This window comes from Pseudoalteromonas sp. Angola-30 (assembly GCF_028599215.1).
GTDB classification, from domain to species: domain Bacteria; phylum Pseudomonadota; class Gammaproteobacteria; order Enterobacterales; family Alteromonadaceae; genus Pseudoalteromonas; species Pseudoalteromonas atlantica.
In genome coordinates this window covers 69,651-84,900 of the sequence record NZ_JAQREI010000018.1, presented here as the reverse complement: position 1 = coordinate 84,900, position 15,250 = coordinate 69,651, and the positions used below count along the sequence as shown (strand labels likewise).

Below are 15,250 nucleotides of genomic sequence, written 5' to 3'. Positions count from 1 at the left end.
GTAAGGAGCGTGAGCAGGACGCGGAAGCTTTGCCTACATGGATGTAGGTAAGGAGCGTGAGCAGGACGCGGAAGCTTTGCCTACATGGATGTAGGTAAGGAGCGTGAGCAGGACGCGGAAGCTTTGCTTCATGGAAGTTATTGAGCTCCCAAGGCTTCGCACTTCGCGCTGTGATTAAGTTGCCCTTTGGTTGAACAAATTTCAATCCATACACGCCAACACGTCTTAGATACGAATAAATTTACATGCATTTCAAGGCCGTACAAAAAACGCACAAAAGTATTTAGGGTTTATTGTTTACTTTATGGCAAAAGTCGCTAAAATACGCCGGCTTAAATATATAAACGTTCTTTTACAACCCAAAGGTAATACCATGCATCCAATGTTAAACATTGCGGTTCGCGCTGCGCGCAACGCAGGCAAAATTTTACTTCGCGCAAGTGAAGATTTATCAAAAGTTGAAATTCAACAAAAAGGCACTAACGACTTAGTGACTAACATTGATAAAGAAGCCGAAGCCGTAATTCGTGATACAATTTTAAAATCTTACCCTGATCACTGCATTGTTGGTGAAGAACTAGGTGAGCACAAAGGCAAAGATGCAGATTACCAATGGATTGTTGACCCGCTTGATGGCACAACTAACTTCATCAAGGGTATCCCTCATTTCGCGGTTTCTATCGCACTTAAAGTAAAAGGTCGTTTAGACCAAGCTGTAATTTACGATCCAGTTCGTGGCGAGCTTTTCACTGCATCTCGTGGTCAAGGCGCACAGCTAAACAGCAAGCGTTTACGCGTTACTAAAACCGTAGAATTAGCTGGTTCAATCTTAGCAACAGGCTTCCCTTTCAAACAAAAACATCACTTAGATGCATACACAGACGCGTTTAAAGCATTGTTTACACAAACTGCTGATATTCGTCGTGCAGGTTCTGCAGCGCTAGATATGGCTTATGTAGCTGCGGGCCGTGTTGATGGCTTTTTTGAAATTGGCTTAAAACCGTGGGACACAGCAGCAGGCGAGTTACTTGTAAAAGAAGCTGGCGGCATGGTTGTTGATTTTGCAGGTGGCGTTAACTACAACAATAGCGGTAACATTATTTGTGGTGCACCTAAGCTTACTCAAGCAATTATCCGTGAAATTCGCCCAGTATTACCTGAAGCGTTACTTCGCTAATAAAGTGCATGTAACCCTATTATAAAAAAGGAGCCTATGGCTCCTTTTTTGTTTTAAAAGTAAGGGTTATCGAGCTTTAGCTCCGTGGTATAACCTTTTGTAAAAGGGAGAGAATTTATGTCTTTTGCAAAATACTCATCAAATAACGCATCAAACTCTCCGCTGTTTTGCATGTTTTGCAACCCAAGCTCTATGGCTTGCGCTAAAGCTGGCTTACTACTTACAACAAAATAATAAATACCGGTGGGATAACTAATAAATAAATTAGGCACAATAACTAAGTTACTCTGCGCATTGGCAACAAGCTCAGAATTAACTTCGATAAATGAGCGAGGAAAGTAATCGATTCTGCCCCGGCTAGTAAGCGTAAACATAGCTTGATAGTTACTCAGCGGCCTTACATGTAAGCCGTTATAGGCCATTATTTTTGTATCTGGCCAATCATGCCCTTGCACTGCCGAGAGCTCACTTAATTTCGCTAACGTGGTAATGCCTTTAAATTTTTCGACATTTTTTTTACTGGTTAATAAAACGCGCTTACCTATAAAGCCTTTAAATAGCGGGACTTTAACGGCTATTGCCCGTGCCTCTCGTTCTGGGCTGCTCATGCTCCAATAAACATCTAACTCTGTTTTATCTAGCTCAATCAGGTCACGCTGTTGCTGTAAGCTCACTGGCTGCATTTTTATGTCTACAGGGTAATTAGCCCGCTCTAGGGCTCGTGTTAATAGCTCACTTAGGTATTCTTCACGGGCATTTTGCACACTTTGCTTTTGAGCAACATTAACAATCTCTACCCCTTGCACAAAAAAACTAACCGCAAATAAAGCAAACCCACCAACAACTACTTTTAATGGCAACATAATAATTACCTATTTTTTATACCACCTGTTTATTCTCTGGTGCTAAGCGCACTACGGCAGGCGCAGGCTTTCTGCGCTTACAAATAAACAAATAACTATGGCGATATCGCTTAGCCTCTTTTTTAGCATCTGTTGCAAGTGCTGCAACTTGATGGCTGTTTTTACATTCTTGTAAGTCGGGCTCCACAAGGCCAATTGATAACGTAAGTAAAGGTACAAATTGCTTTTCTCCCTCACGATTTGTAGCCCAGTAACCTTTGCTCTTAATGTGCTCAGGCGTAAAAAAAGTGCGTGATTGCAGTTCAAACTGCTCAATTATGGTATTACAAATATACACAGCATCTGATTGGTCAAACACAACCATAAAGTCATCACCACCTATATGTCCTACAAAGTTAGCACTGTTTTCGCATGCTTGCACGGTTACATCTGCCAATAATTTAATCACACTATCGCCACTGGCATAGCCGTATAAATCATTAAACTGCTTAAAGTGATTAAGATCTATATAGGCAAGCGAAAACGCACTTTGTGAGCGTAACCTTTGCTCTATTGCCTCATTAATCGCTACATTACCAGGGAGCATAGTGAGTGGATTAGCATGCTGGGCGTGACGAATTTTTTCTTCTGTTATGTGCTTTAAAATATCACGCAAAGGGGCAAGCCCTAAGTAACGTTCATTACGGGTGATCACAATATGGCGGCGAATATCAAAGTCTTGCTCTGTAATTTGCTGACTCACTGTATCAAGAAGTTGGTTTTCATCCACCACTAAAGGTTGCTTATCCATAAAGTCGGTTACGGGGCACTTGTCGTAAAGTGCATGGCCATAGGGCGCTGCAAACACCTCAGTGAGCTGATCTTTATGTAGTAACCCAACCGGTTGGCCGGCTTTATTTAAAACCGCTAGGCTCATCACGGCTTTGTCTTTTTCGAATAGCTTGTGGGCGTCTTTGCAACGGGTTTCGCTGTCTATTGCTTCTTGTGTAACAGCAAGCCAGCCAATCGCCATTGATTGATCAAACGTATTGCTTGGCTGTTTAAAGTTCAATGCTTGTAATTGCTCTGAGCTGTAATCAAGGCTTGGATTTGAGTTTGGTTTTTCCAGTAAAAAACCTTGTACGTTTGCTATCCCTAAGCTTTCAACATAGGCAAGCTCTTCTACTCTTTCTATGCCTTCGGCTATTACGGCGGTGTTTGTTGCTTTTGCTAGTACCGTAATCGATTTTAAAAACTCTTTTTTAACTTCGCTTTCATCGCAATGATCAATAAAGTAACGGTCGATTTTTACAAAATCGGGGCATAGTTCAGACCACTGTTTTAAGCCCGAGTAACCAGCACCTAAATCGTCAATGGCAATGGTAAAACCCAGCTCGCGGTAGTGTGCAATTGTTTTTAATAATAAAAAACCATCGTCGACCTTTTCTTGCTCTGTTACCTCAATCACCACGCGGTTTGCTGCTAAACCAAACTGCTCTATTAAGTGCAGGGTTTCACCTTTTGGGTGGCAAGGATCGAGTAAGGTTTTAGGGCTTACATTTAAAAATAACTTACCGTTTAGATTAAGCTTTACAAAGTTTTCAATTGCTTTTGAGCGGCATAATAGCTCAAGCTCTGAAATTAAAGCGTGCTCACTGGCCGCTTCAAACAGACGGTTAGGCATTTCCAAAGGGCTGTTTTTAGGCCCTCGACTTAGCGCTTCGTAACCTATAATTGTTTGATTAGCTATATCAAAAATAGGCTGAAATAACGTGGTTATTTCACCGTTACTTAAAATGTACTCTAGTACTTTGCGCTGCATCGTCACTGCAAAACCTGATTGTCGTTTAATAGGGGCATTAAAGTAGCAAGCCTGTATGACAATTTTATGGCATTAGATGCTATTGACCTTTCAGGATTAAATTTGCTCAATTTAGGGCCGATACAATATAAGCACTAAGTTTATAGCCTAATATACTGTTAACTATTCCTACGTTATTGTAATGGTTTAATTATATAACCGGCTCAAGGCTTTAAGTTCAGCCTAAAAAGCGTGTACGTTTAATCTTAAAGGCAACCAAGCTCTATAAAACCGCGCGCAATAAAAAACCGCTCAATTGAGCGGTTTTATTTAGCGTTAACTCTATTACGGCAATGCGTCTAGGTCTGCGCCTTCTTTTTCAATTACCTCTGGTATTAAATCTTCTTTACTTACGCCCATGGTAATAGCTACCGAGCTTGCAACGTAAACTGAAGAATAAGTACCAATGAACACACCAAATAACAGGGCTGTAGCAAAGCCATGAATGGTTTGTCCGCCCCACACAAATAGCGCAATCAATACCAAAATAGTGGTGATTGACGTTACAAGTGTACGGTTAAGTGTTTGCGTTAACGACATGTCGATAATTTCGATAGTGTCGTCGATGCGTACTTTACGGAAGTTTTCACGAATACGGTCAGATACAACAATAGTATCGTTAAGTGAGTAACCAATTACCGCCAATATTGCCGCTAAAATAGTTAAGTCAAACTCTAACCCTAATACAGAAAACAAACCAACTGTAATAATTACATCGTGTAATAGTGCACCTACCGCGCCCACAGCAAAACGCCACTCAAAGCGAAATGCCACGTAAATCAAAATACAAATAAGCGCAGTTAACATGGCAAGGCCACCCTGTTCTTTTAAGTCTTCCCCTACGCTTGGGCCTACAAACTCAATGCGGCGCATTACTACGCTCTCATCAGCTTGCTTTAAGGCAGTAATAACTTGGTTACCAATAACTTCGGCTTTTACTTCACTGCCACGCGGCGCTAAACGAACCAAAATATCTTGGCTAGAACCAAACAGCTGCACTGAGGCATCGGCAAACCCGTTTTCAGCTAATACTGAGCGTACTTTTTTCAAATCTGCAGGTTGCGAAAAACCAACCTCTACAGCGGTACCGCCAGTAAAATCTAAACCAAAGTTTAAACCTTTGATAAAAATTGAGGCAAACGACGCTAAAATTAATAGCGTAGAAAAACCCATTGCCACTTTACGAAGTGACATGAAACGTAGGGTTTTACCACCCAAACTTAAAATTTGCATGTCCGCTCCTTAAATTGAAAGTTTATCAATGCGCTTACCACCAATAAATAAGTTAATTACCGCACGGGTACCAACTATGGCTGTAAACATTGAAGTTAAAATACCAATTGCCAGTGTTACGGCAAAACCTGCAATAGGGCCAGTGCCCACTGCAAATAAAATAACCGCAGCAATTAAAGTGGTAATATTGGCATCAAAAATAGTACTAAAGGCGCTATCGTAACCAAAATGAACGGCTTGCTGAGGGCTACGGCCATCGGCCAGCTCTTCACGAATACGCTCAAAAATAAGTACGTTAGCATCAACCGCCATACCCACTGTTAATACAATACCGGCAATACCTGGCAGCGTTAATGTGGCTCCTGGAATTAACGACATTACACCTACAATAAGCACTAAGTTAGCTGCTAATGCAATGTTGGCAACTAAACCAAACCCTTTGTAGTAAATAAGCATAAAGGCAAGTACAAACGCAAAGCCAAGGGCTACCGCTGTCATACCAGCTTCAATGTTTTCTTGACCTAAGCTTGGGCCTACTGTGCGCTCTTCAACAATTTGAATTGGCGCTACTAATGCACCGGCGCGTAATAGTAAGCTTAAGTTGTGGGCTTCGGCTGGGTTATCAATACCTGTAATACGGAATGAGCGGTCAAGACGAGCCTGAATAGTCGCAACGTTAATAACCTCTTCTACCTTAATAGGTGGAAGTGCTTTACCGTCAGCATCTTTTTTACCCGATGGCTTGTATTCAATAAATACCGTTGCCATGCGCTTACCAATTGCACGCTTGGTAAAGGCATTCATTTTTGCCCCGCCTTTGCTATCTAAAGTAATGCTTACTTGTGGGCGCTGGTATTCGTCGTTTCCTGATTGTGCACCAGTGATATGGCTACCTTCAAGAATGACACGTTTTTTAAGTACCACAGGGTAGCCATCACGGCTCATGATCATTTCTGTGCCCGCAGGAATACGTCCTTGAGCAGCAGCACTTGGGTCTGCGTTTTCGTCTACTTCACGAAATTCAAGCGTGGCCGTTGCACCTAAAATTTCTTTAGCGCGTGCTGTATCTTGTACACCTGGTAGTTGCACAATAATACGCTCAGCACCTTGGCGCTGTACGTTAGGCTCTGCAACACCAATTTGGTTAATACGATTACGAATAATGGTTTCGTTTTGCTTAATAGCGTAGTCACGTATTTCTTTAAGCTTTTGCTCACTCATAGTGGCAAAAAATGCGCGATCGTTACTGCTATCATCAATGTATACGTTTAATGGGTAGCGCGATGCTAAAAAGCGTTCAGCCGCCTCTTTATCTTCTTCGGTACGCATTTCTACACGCATACGCTCAGAGCCCGCTACGCGGCGAACACTACGGTAACGAAGTTTTTCTTCGCGTAGGTCGCTACGAAAATCTTGTTCCATTTGCTCTAGCTGATTATCTACCGCGGTTGCCATGTCGATTTCCATGGTGAAGTGAACACCACCACTTAAATCAAGACCTAGCTTCATAGGGTTACCACCCAATGATTTTAACCATGCAGGTTGCGCAGGTGCCATATTAATAGCAGAGATATAATCGTCGCTAAGAGAATTACGCAGTAAGTCTTGCGCTTTTAGCTGTTCTTCAACATTTTTAAAACGTACTAATACTTGGCCGCCTTCAAGCACGGTAGACTTAGCTGTTACATTATGTTGTTTGAGGGTTGCGTTTACTTTGTCTACTACACTGAGATCGACATCTGCGCCTTTTGCCCCCGAAACCTGAATGGCCGGATCGCGGCCATACAAGTTTGGAGAAGCATATAAAAGGCCAATGGCTACCACAGCTAAAACAAGTAAATACTTCCAAATTGGAAACTTGTTTAACACAGGCATGTCCTTTTTATTTTTATAGTGACTTCATTGTGCCTTTAGGCAATACAGCAGATACTGCCGATTTTTGTACTGTTACTTCAGCTTGCTCATTTAAAGAAATCACGATGAAATCTTTATCTTCAGTAATTTTAACAATTTTACCTACTAAACCGCCTTGGGTAAGTACTTCATCACCTTTAGCCATCGCGCTCATAAGGCTTTTGTGCTCTTTCACACGCTTAGCTTGTGGGCGGTAAATTAAAAAGTAAAAAACTAAACCGAAAATAGCTAACATAATTAGCATTTCCCAGCCACCACTTGCAGCAGGTTGACCAGCAGCGGCGTGTGCGTTTGAAATAAATAAACTCATAATACTTCCTCTATATTTTTAAATTTTAATTTATATCTGCAAGCTCTGGCACGTCTTGGCCACGGCGAGCATAAAAATCACTAACAAATTCTTCTAGTTTACCTTCGCTAATTGCATTGCGTAGGCCTTCCATAACACGCTGATAGTAACGTAAGTTATGGATTGTGTTTAGTCTTGCGCCTAAAATTTCGTTACATTTATCAAGGTGATGCAAATAAGCACGCGAATAATTTTTACAGGTATGGCAATCACACTCAGGATCAAGTGGGCCAGTGTCTGTTTTATGTACTGCGTTACGAATTTTAATTGTACCTGTGGTAATAAATAAATGACCATTACGTGCATTACGGGTAGGCATTACACAGTCAAACATATCAATACCACGGCGTACAGACTCAACTAAGTCTTCAGGTTTACCTACACCCATTAAGTAGCGCGGTTTGTCTTCTGGCATTTTGTACGCACAATGATCAAGAATATTCATCATTTCGTTTTTAGGCTCACCAACCGATAGGCCGCCTAATGCGTAACCATCAAAGCCAATTTCTTCTAGGCCTTTTTGTGATTGTGCACGTAACTCTGGGTACATACCACCTTGAATAATACCAAATAAGGCTGATGGGTTATCGCCGTGGCCTTCTTTAGAGCGCTTAGCCCAACGAAGCGATAACTCCATTGAGTCTTTTGCTTCTTTTTCGGTGGCAGGGTATGGCGTACATTCGTCAAAAATCATTACGATGTCTGAGCCTAAATCACGCTGTACTTCCATTGATTTTTCAGGCGACATCATAATTTGGTCACCATTTACCGGCGATTGGAACAACACGCCTTCTTCGGTAATTTTACGCATAGCACCAAGGCTAAATACTTGGAAACCACCTGAGTCGGTTAAAATTGGAAAGTCCCAATTCATAAAGTCGTGTAAATCACCGTGTTGTTTAATGATTTCAGTACCTGGACGTAGCATTAAATGAAAGGTGTTACCCAAACAAATTTGTGCCCCTGTGGCTTTAACTTCATCTGGGGTCATGCCCTTAACAGTACCGTAAGTACCTACTGGCATAAATGCAGGCGTTTCTATTACACCACGGTCAAAAATCAAGCGGCCGCGGCGCGCTTTTCCGTCGGTGCGGTCTAATTCAAATTTCATATCATCCTCAATGTCGGAAAAACAGTCCAACAAGCTATAATTTAACCGCTCGATTCTACCCTTTTTGCCCCGTTATTACTATTAGCTGCGCTAAATTCACTGCGTATTAGCGCAGGCAAATAAAAACCCAGCGTGCGAGCTGGGCTTTTTAAAACGGTACCGGATAAAAACGTGCTTATTTACGTGTTAAAAACATCGCATCGCCGTAGCTAAAAAAGCGGTACTTTTGTTCTATAGCCGTGTTGTACGCGCCCATAATGTTATCTTGGCCGCTAAAGGCACTTACTAGCATTATGAGGGTTGATTCTGGCAAGTGAAAGTTAGTCACCATGGCATCAACTACATTAAACTGATAACCTGGAAAAATAAAAATATCGGTATCGCCAAAATAGCTCTCTAATTTACCGCCGTGTACTTTTGCTGCCGACTCCAACGAGCGTACAGAAGTAGTTCCCACAGCTATAACACGCCCACCGTTAGCTTTTGTATTAGCAACAGCGTGAACCACCTCATCAGGTACTTCAATGTATTCAGAGTGCATTACATGCTCATCTACGCTTTCTACACGCACCGGCTGAAACGTACCTGCGCCAACATGTAGCGTAACAAACGCCATGTTTACGCCTTTTTGTTTTAGTGCCGCCATTAACTTATCGTCAAAATGCAGCCCTGCTGTAGGCGCTGCTACTGCACCGGGCTTTTCGCCATAAACGGTTTGATAACGCTCGCGGTCAGCTTCGGTGTCTGGGCGGTCAATGTAAGGAGGTAAAGGCATGTGGCCAATGTCGTTTAGAATATCGAGTACATTTTGGCTACGATCAAATTCAAGCTCAAATAACGTATCGTGACGCGCAATCATTGTCGCTTTGGCTTTGCCTTCTAAAATAACTTCGTTACCAGGCTTTAACGACTTACTTGCTCTTACATGGGCAAGTACGCGGTGTTCATCAACTACACGCTCTACAAGTACTTCGACCTTACCTCCAGAGGCTTTTTGGCCAAACATACGGGCGGGAATAACGCGGGTATTATTAAATACTAATAAGTCACCTTCGTTTACTAAATCAAGTAGGTCGCTAAACACTTTGTGTTCAACATTGCCAGTTGGGCCATCTAGGGTTAGTAAACGGCTGCTGGTTCTGTCTTGTTTAGGAAAACGAGCAATTAATTCATCAGGTAAGTCAAAGCTAAAGTCAGCCACGCGCATAGTCGGTATTCCACATCATTAAAATCGCGCCAAGTGTATATCTATCCTCGGCTAAGCTCAAGATATCTACCGCAGTTGAGAGGATTCGCCCTATTTTAGATACATTTGAGTAACTACTTTAAATAATCTTGTTCTTATTGGTAAATATCATTATTCTTACTGTCCTTAATAATGATGGTTTAGTTTTGGGGTTATAAAAAAGTGGCAGATAAGCTGAAGTTGCTCATTCTAAACGCAAGTAGCGAAGAACGCCGCACTATACGCGCCACTTTAGAGTACTTAAACGTATTTGAATTTATTGAAGCCGCAGATAGCCTAGATGCACTCACCCTGTTAAAAAAGCAGCCAGTAAATATGATTATTACGGGCTTAAGCGTGGGGAAAATAGATGGCTGGCGTTTTTCTCGCATGATCCGCTCAGGCTTACTTAACACCCCAAAAAACACCCCAATTTTACTTATTCCGCCTATTTACTGTGAGCGTATAGCAGAAACCACCGCTCGTAGTTATGGCATAGATGCCGTACTGCCCTTTGAGCACCAAGATATGCTGCCGCAGGTGCTGGCTAATGTTCTGTCTACGCATTTAGAAAAAAGCAGCCGCCTTAATTTACTCTTGCTTGAACCAATAGCGCAAAAAGCCGACGAAATAACAGAGCAACTTAAGCTCAATTTTGCCATTACCCATGTCACCTCAAGCCAAAGTGCTTTAAATGCTTACAACCAACAACAATTTGCTATTGTACTGCTTGATGCAACCGCGTCGCGCGCAGATACTTCAAGTGTTTTAGTCGAAGAAATACTGCAACATAACCCTAAACAAGCCATTGTAACTATTATTGATAATAACGATGCCGACTATGCAGAACAGCTGCTGCTGTCCGGTGTTACCGACTTTATAAGAGCGCCATACGACCCGTCGTTTTTAAATAAAGTATGTGACCATGCTGCGCGCCGTGAAGACTTTATGGTTAGTTATGCTGAGTTTGCCCAAAAGGTTGAGCAGTTAAGTATTAGCGAAGTACGCTACAAAGAGCTGTTTTCGGCGCACCAACGTATTTTGCTGCATTTAAATACGGTGGTTTTAGAGCTCGACCAACAAGGTAAAATTCGCTTTATCAATCCTGCTTGGGAAACACTAAGTGGCTTTGGGGTTAAATCGTCTTTGCAAAAATCATTAATCGATTATTGCTCTGATGAATGCCAAGTAAAACTAAATACGACCATTAACGATATTCTTAATGGCGGCATGCACCAGCAGCAAGTTGAGATTCAACTTAATCATAAAAATGGCAATCAGATTTGGGTGGAATGCCGCTTACAGCTAATAAAAAACAGCCGTAATAATGCCACCATTACTGCCACAATCGACAACATACACGAGCGTAAACAAGCTGAATTAAAGCTGCGCCACCTAGCCCTGCACGATACGCTAACAGGTTTACATAATCGTTATTATTTTGATCAACAACTCAATAAAATATGCCAAACCAAGCACACCTATGGTGATGTAGAGCACGCGCTTATTTACATCGATTTAGATCATTTTAAAATAATTAACGACAGCAAAGGCCACCAACAAGGCGACATTGTACTAAAAGATGTAGCTCAATTATTTGAAGCAAACATTAGCGCTAAACATTTAGTGTGTAGAATAGGCGGTGACGAATTTGCTGTTATTTTAAAAAATACGCAGCTGCTTGACGCTCACCTAATTGCAGAGAGTATTTGTAGCGCGATTGAACAGCACGAGTTTAAATCTGAAGACCAAGTGTATTCAATTAGCTGCTCTATTGGCTTAACGCAAATAACGGCTAAAAATTGCGACCCGAGTGAGTGCCTCAAGCAAGCCGATATTGCCTTATATATTGCTAAAAGTTTAGGCCGTAACCTAGTGCACTGCTACTCAAAAGAAGATGCGCAAAATAACACCTTGCAAACCGGGCTTGAGTGGGGGCATGAGATTCGACAAGCACTTCAGCAAGATAACGTAGAGCTGCACTATCAGCCAATATGGGACTTTAAAGCCAATAAAGTGGCTTATTTTGAAGCGTTACTGCGTTTAAAAGTAGACGATAAACTTATTTTCCCTAATCAATTTATTCCCTCTCTTGAGCTGCTAAACGACACCTTTTTAATGGACCAATGTGTTATTCGCAATGCCATTGCTAGCGTGGCTGAGCACCCAGATTTAAATCAAGTGGCTATTAACCTCTCTGCTCAATCGTTTTTAGATGAGCGCTTAGTGCCACATATAGAATCGAGCCTAGAAAAATACCACGTACCGCCTTCGCGTATTATTTTTGAAATTACCGAGTCTGCCTCAGTTAACAATTTAAAAGCCACCCGCAAAATGATAGAAAAGCTAAACAGTTTAGGCTGTCACTTTTCTATTGATGATTTTGGTACAGGCTTTAGTACTTTTAACTATTTAAAACAGTTACCTGCACAGCATGTAAAAATAGATGGCTCGTTTGTACGCGACATGATTAACGACCCCATTGACTTAGCACTGGTTAAGGCCATTAACGATATAAGCCGCTCCCTTGATAAGCGCTCTGTGGCAGAATACGTAGAAAGCGAAGAGATATTTTTTGCACTAAAAGAGATTGGTGTTGACTACGGACAAGGCTATTTTATTGCCCGTCCTGTGCCTGTAGAAAAAGTACAATCGACGCTTAAAATTATTTACCAGAAGAAACCTTTTATCCAACAACACACTAGCGCCAGCTAAACATTTTTAAACAGTTTTAAGCATTTTATTACTATCATTATTGCACTTATTGCCTATACTTTACGTACCACTTAGTAAATGTCTTGTTATTTTGATGATTTAACAATAAAAACATGACATTACCTATAAGCATACATGACTAGCAATTACATAGAGGTTAAAGCTTGTCAGGTTTAAGGAGGAAGGTATGGCGCAGTTGATTATTTTACTTCTCGTAATACATTGTGTAATTGCGTATCAGTGCTATCGGTACGCGCAGCTAAAGGGCTACCCAGTAGGCGTATTCGCTACTTTAGGCCTACTCCCGTATTTTAATGTAGTGGTTTGGATTTACTTGCTTTTTCTACCCGAACTAGAACCCTTTGAAAGCCAAACACATAGCAAACAGCAGCCCTTGTAGGCTGCTGTTTTGTTTATACTACTCTGGTGCTTAATAGTGACCAATAACCACAATGCACAGACCCTGTTTCCCTAAAACAACATATTACTGCTGCACTTTAACCTTAAAGGTAAATAGGCTTAACTCTCAAAGTCTAAGCTACATTGGCGAGCCAAAAACACTTCTAGCTGTTGGCTGAATAACTTAAAGTCGCGAATTCTTCCTGTGGTTTTACGCCACAGTATGCCTATATCTCTGTAGGCATCGCCTTGCGATGGGGTTGCTATCATGTTTTTATCTTTAAGAATACCCGCATTAATCGCCATTTGCGGTAAAAATGTAACCCCTAACTGATGCTCTACCATGCTTAATAAGGTATGTAAGCTTGCAGCTTCAAAAGGATTAATACAGCTTGAGCGGTTTAGATGACACGCACTCAATGCATGCCCCGTCATACAATGCTCTCGCTCTAATAAAAACACACTAGCATCGGGCAGCAAGTTAAAGTCTTCAACGCCTTTAGCAGGGCTGTAATCTTTATGGTGCACTAAACTAAAGTGATCTTTAGCCAATACTTGAGTATGAAACTTCTCCGTTTGGTACGGCAAGGCTAATAAGGCTAAATCAATATGGCCGTGTTCAAGCTTATCTAATAACTTGTCGCTGGTATCTTCAACGAGTACCAACTCTAAATCACAAAAGGTTTGCTTACAAAAGTGATACAAAGGCGCCGCTATGAAGCTGGCGATAGTGGGTATAACCCCTACCACTAACTTACCACTGAGTGGCGTTAAAAAGCTTTTGGTTAGCTCTTTTAAACTAATTGTATCGTTAATAATTTTACGAGAGCGCTCCACTACCTCTTCACCAATACTGGTAAACATAAGGCTGCGATTTTCTCGCTCAATTAGCTGACAACCGAGTGTTTCTTCAAGGTTTTGAATAGCACTGCTTAAAGTAGATTGCCCAATAAAGCACGCACTTGCTGCACGGCCAAAATGCTGGTGCTGATGTACAGCTAATAAATACTGTAGCTGTTTAATACTTGGTAGGTTGGTCATTTTTTCTTTCCACAAATAAAAAGACCCCAACACCTAGGGCGTTGAGATCTTTTCAAGCTAAAAGTCTTTGAGTACTTTTTTGTTAAACCCCAAACGCGGTTCTTAGTACGTAGAAAATAACAATAGCAAGGGCAGCGCCAACTGGCAATGTAATTACCCAAGAAACTACAATGTTTCTGATAACACCCATGTTAAGTGCAGCAATACCACGTGCCATACCTACACCTAATACCGCACCAACTAAGGTTTGTGTAGTAGAGATTGGCATACCTGTACCTGATGCAATAACAACGGTAGACGCAGCAGCTAATTCGGCAGCAAAACCACGGCTAGGCGTTAAGTGAGTAATACCTTCACCTATCGTTTTAATTACCTTTTTACCTAAAATAGCAAGACCGGCAACAATACCAAAACCACCTAGTGGTAAAATCCACCAAGCAATAGCCGCTTTTTTAGCAATTTCACCGTTGCTTTCAACAATGTTCACAACCGCAGCAAGTGGCCCAATTGCATTCGCTACATCGTTTGAGCCATGCGCAAACGCCATACAACACGCTGTTAATACCATTAATACCGCAAATACTTTTTCTACGTTATTAAATTGCATTTGTTTATCGGCTTTAGGGTCGATATTTAAACGTGAAATCGCAATTTTACCAATAATAGCTACAATCACAGCAATTGCGATCGCAATTAAATAACCTTCAGTAGCGCCTAGGTTAATACCTATATGCTTTAAGCCTTTTTTGATTGTTACTAGCGCCATAATAAAGCCCGCTAAACCCATGTACAAAGGTACAAAGCGTTTTGCGTTTTTAAGTGGTGCATCAGTATCAAAAATCAGCTTTTGCGCACTCATAAAGATTAAGTAAGCAATAAAGCCCGAAATAGCAGGTGTAATAATCCAGCTACCTACAATACCACCTACTTTATTCCATTGAATAGCCTCTGTACCCACTGCAACTAATGCAAAACCAATGATTGCACCAATAATTGAGTGAGTTGTTGAAACAGGCCAACCTAAAAATGAGGCAATTAATAGCCAAGTACCCGCTGCAAAAAGTGCAGAGATCATACCTAAAACCATTAAATCAGGGAGAGCAGCAAAAGGCGCAGCATCAATAATACCTTTACGGATTGTTGATGTAACCTCACCACCTGCTAAGTAAGCACCAGCAAATTCAAAAATCATAGCAATAATAATTGCTTGTTTAATTGTTAACGCTTTTGAACCTACCGAAGTCCCCATCGCATTAGCAACGTCGTTCGCGCCAATACCATAAGCCATAAAAAAGCCGACTGCTGCGGCAATTAAAACTAATACCGTGCCGTAAGATGCAATGATATCCATTGTGTAACCTTAATCTTTCGTTTGAACTGATT

At 41.4% G+C, this 15,250-nt stretch carries 12 protein-coding genes; 3 read left to right on the top strand and 9 right to left on the bottom strand.

Features of this window, described 5'->3' with window-relative positions; translation table 11 throughout:
• The first annotated feature begins 373 nt into the window (after positions 1-373).
• Entirely contained in the window at positions 374-1,177 is an 804-nt protein-coding gene (suhB, locus tag PSH54_RS17640) for an inositol-1-monophosphatase (protein ID WP_024031435.1), read from the top strand.
• Between the two features lie 53 nt (positions 1,178-1,230).
• On the opposite strand, the gene PSH54_RS17635 is transcribed toward suhB, so the two are convergent.
• From PSH54_RS17635 to queA, 7 genes are all read right to left on the bottom strand, one after another.
• On the bottom strand, positions 1,231-2,040 hold the full coding sequence (locus PSH54_RS17635) for a substrate-binding periplasmic protein (RefSeq protein ID WP_273606719.1): 810 nt from the start codon (positions 2,038-2,040) through the stop codon (positions 1,231-1,233).
• Between the two features lie 16 nt (positions 2,041-2,056).
• The gene (locus tag PSH54_RS17630) at positions 2,057-3,847 is read right to left on the bottom strand and encodes a bifunctional diguanylate cyclase/phosphodiesterase (RefSeq protein ID WP_029772780.1); all 1,791 of its coding nucleotides are present in this window, start codon (positions 3,845-3,847) and stop codon (positions 2,057-2,059) included.
• A gap of 318 nt (positions 3,848-4,165) precedes the next feature.
• Positions 4,166-5,113, bottom strand: coding sequence for a protein translocase subunit SecF (gene secF / locus PSH54_RS17625; protein ID WP_004587611.1), 948 nt, complete (start codon positions 5,111-5,113; stop codon positions 4,166-4,168).
• A gap of 9 nt (positions 5,114-5,122) precedes the next feature.
• Positions 5,123-6,982, bottom strand: a complete 1,860-nt coding sequence (gene secD, locus PSH54_RS17620; RefSeq protein WP_004587612.1) for a protein translocase subunit SecD — start codon at positions 6,980-6,982, stop codon at positions 5,123-5,125.
• Between the two features lie 19 nt (positions 6,983-7,001).
• Complete coding sequence (gene yajC, locus PSH54_RS17615) at positions 7,002-7,337, bottom strand: preprotein translocase subunit YajC (protein ID WP_004587613.1); 336 nt, start codon at positions 7,335-7,337, stop codon at positions 7,002-7,004.
• Positions 7,338-7,362: 25 nt separating this feature from the next.
• Positions 7,363-8,487, bottom strand: a complete 1,125-nt coding sequence (tgt, locus tag PSH54_RS17610) for a tRNA guanosine(34) transglycosylase Tgt (protein ID WP_004587614.1) — start codon at positions 8,485-8,487, stop codon at positions 7,363-7,365.
• A 175-nt stretch (positions 8,488-8,662) separates the two neighbouring features.
• Complete coding sequence (queA, locus tag PSH54_RS17605) at positions 8,663-9,694, bottom strand: tRNA preQ1(34) S-adenosylmethionine ribosyltransferase-isomerase QueA (RefSeq protein WP_004587615.1); 1,032 nt, start codon at positions 9,692-9,694, stop codon at positions 8,663-8,665.
• 201 nt (positions 9,695-9,895) lie between these two features.
• Between queA and PSH54_RS17600 the strand changes: the two genes are divergently transcribed.
• The gene (locus PSH54_RS17600; RefSeq protein WP_273606718.1) at positions 9,896-12,427 is read left to right on the top strand and encodes an EAL domain-containing protein; all 2,532 of its coding nucleotides are present in this window, start codon (positions 9,896-9,898) and stop codon (positions 12,425-12,427) included.
• Between the two features lie 187 nt (positions 12,428-12,614).
• Positions 12,615-12,827 (top strand): hypothetical protein, encoded by a 213-nt coding sequence (locus PSH54_RS17595; protein ID WP_024031438.1) that lies wholly within the window; start codon positions 12,615-12,617, stop codon positions 12,825-12,827.
• A 119-nt stretch (positions 12,828-12,946) separates the two neighbouring features.
• Here the strand turns inward: PSH54_RS17595 and PSH54_RS17590 are convergent, their stop codons facing one another.
• Together PSH54_RS17590 and PSH54_RS17585 are read right to left on the bottom strand one after the other, a co-directional pair.
• Positions 12,947-13,867: a hydrogen peroxide-inducible genes activator gene (locus PSH54_RS17590; RefSeq protein ID WP_004587618.1), complete on the bottom strand. Its 921-nt coding sequence runs from the start codon at positions 13,865-13,867 to the stop codon at positions 12,947-12,949.
• Positions 13,868-13,949: 82 nt separating this feature from the next.
• Positions 13,950-15,218, bottom strand: coding sequence for an inorganic phosphate transporter (locus tag PSH54_RS17585; RefSeq protein WP_024031439.1), 1,269 nt, complete (start codon positions 15,216-15,218; stop codon positions 13,950-13,952).
• Positions 15,219-15,250 lie beyond the last annotated feature (32 nt).

Bases quoted from the DNA above. Each gene is read 5' to 3' on its own strand.
- suhB (WP_024031435.1), top strand. From the start codon at position 374: ATGCATCCAATGTTAAACATTGCGGTTCGCGCTGCGCGCAACGCAGGC.
- PSH54_RS17635 (WP_273606719.1), bottom strand. From the start codon at position 2,040: ATGTTGCCATTAAAAGTAGTTGTTGGTGGGTTTGCTTTATTTGCGGTT.
- secF (WP_004587611.1), bottom strand. From the start codon at position 5,113: ATGCAAATTTTAAGTTTGGGTGGTAAAACCCTACGTTTCATGTCACTT.
- yajC (WP_004587613.1), bottom strand. From the start codon at position 7,337: ATGAGTTTATTTATTTCAAACGCACACGCCGCTGCTGGTCAACCTGCT.
- tgt (WP_004587614.1), bottom strand. From the start codon at position 8,487: ATGAAATTTGAATTAGACCGCACCGACGGAAAAGCGCGCCGCGGCCGC.
- queA (WP_004587615.1), bottom strand. From the start codon at position 9,694: ATGCGCGTGGCTGACTTTAGCTTTGACTTACCTGATGAATTAATTGCT.
- PSH54_RS17595 (WP_024031438.1), top strand. From the start codon at position 12,615: ATGGCGCAGTTGATTATTTTACTTCTCGTAATACATTGTGTAATTGCG.
- PSH54_RS17590 (WP_004587618.1), bottom strand. From the start codon at position 13,867: ATGACCAACCTACCAAGTATTAAACAGCTACAGTATTTATTAGCTGTA.
- PSH54_RS17585 (WP_024031439.1), bottom strand. From the start codon at position 15,218: ATGGATATCATTGCATCTTACGGCACGGTATTAGTTTTAATTGCCGCA.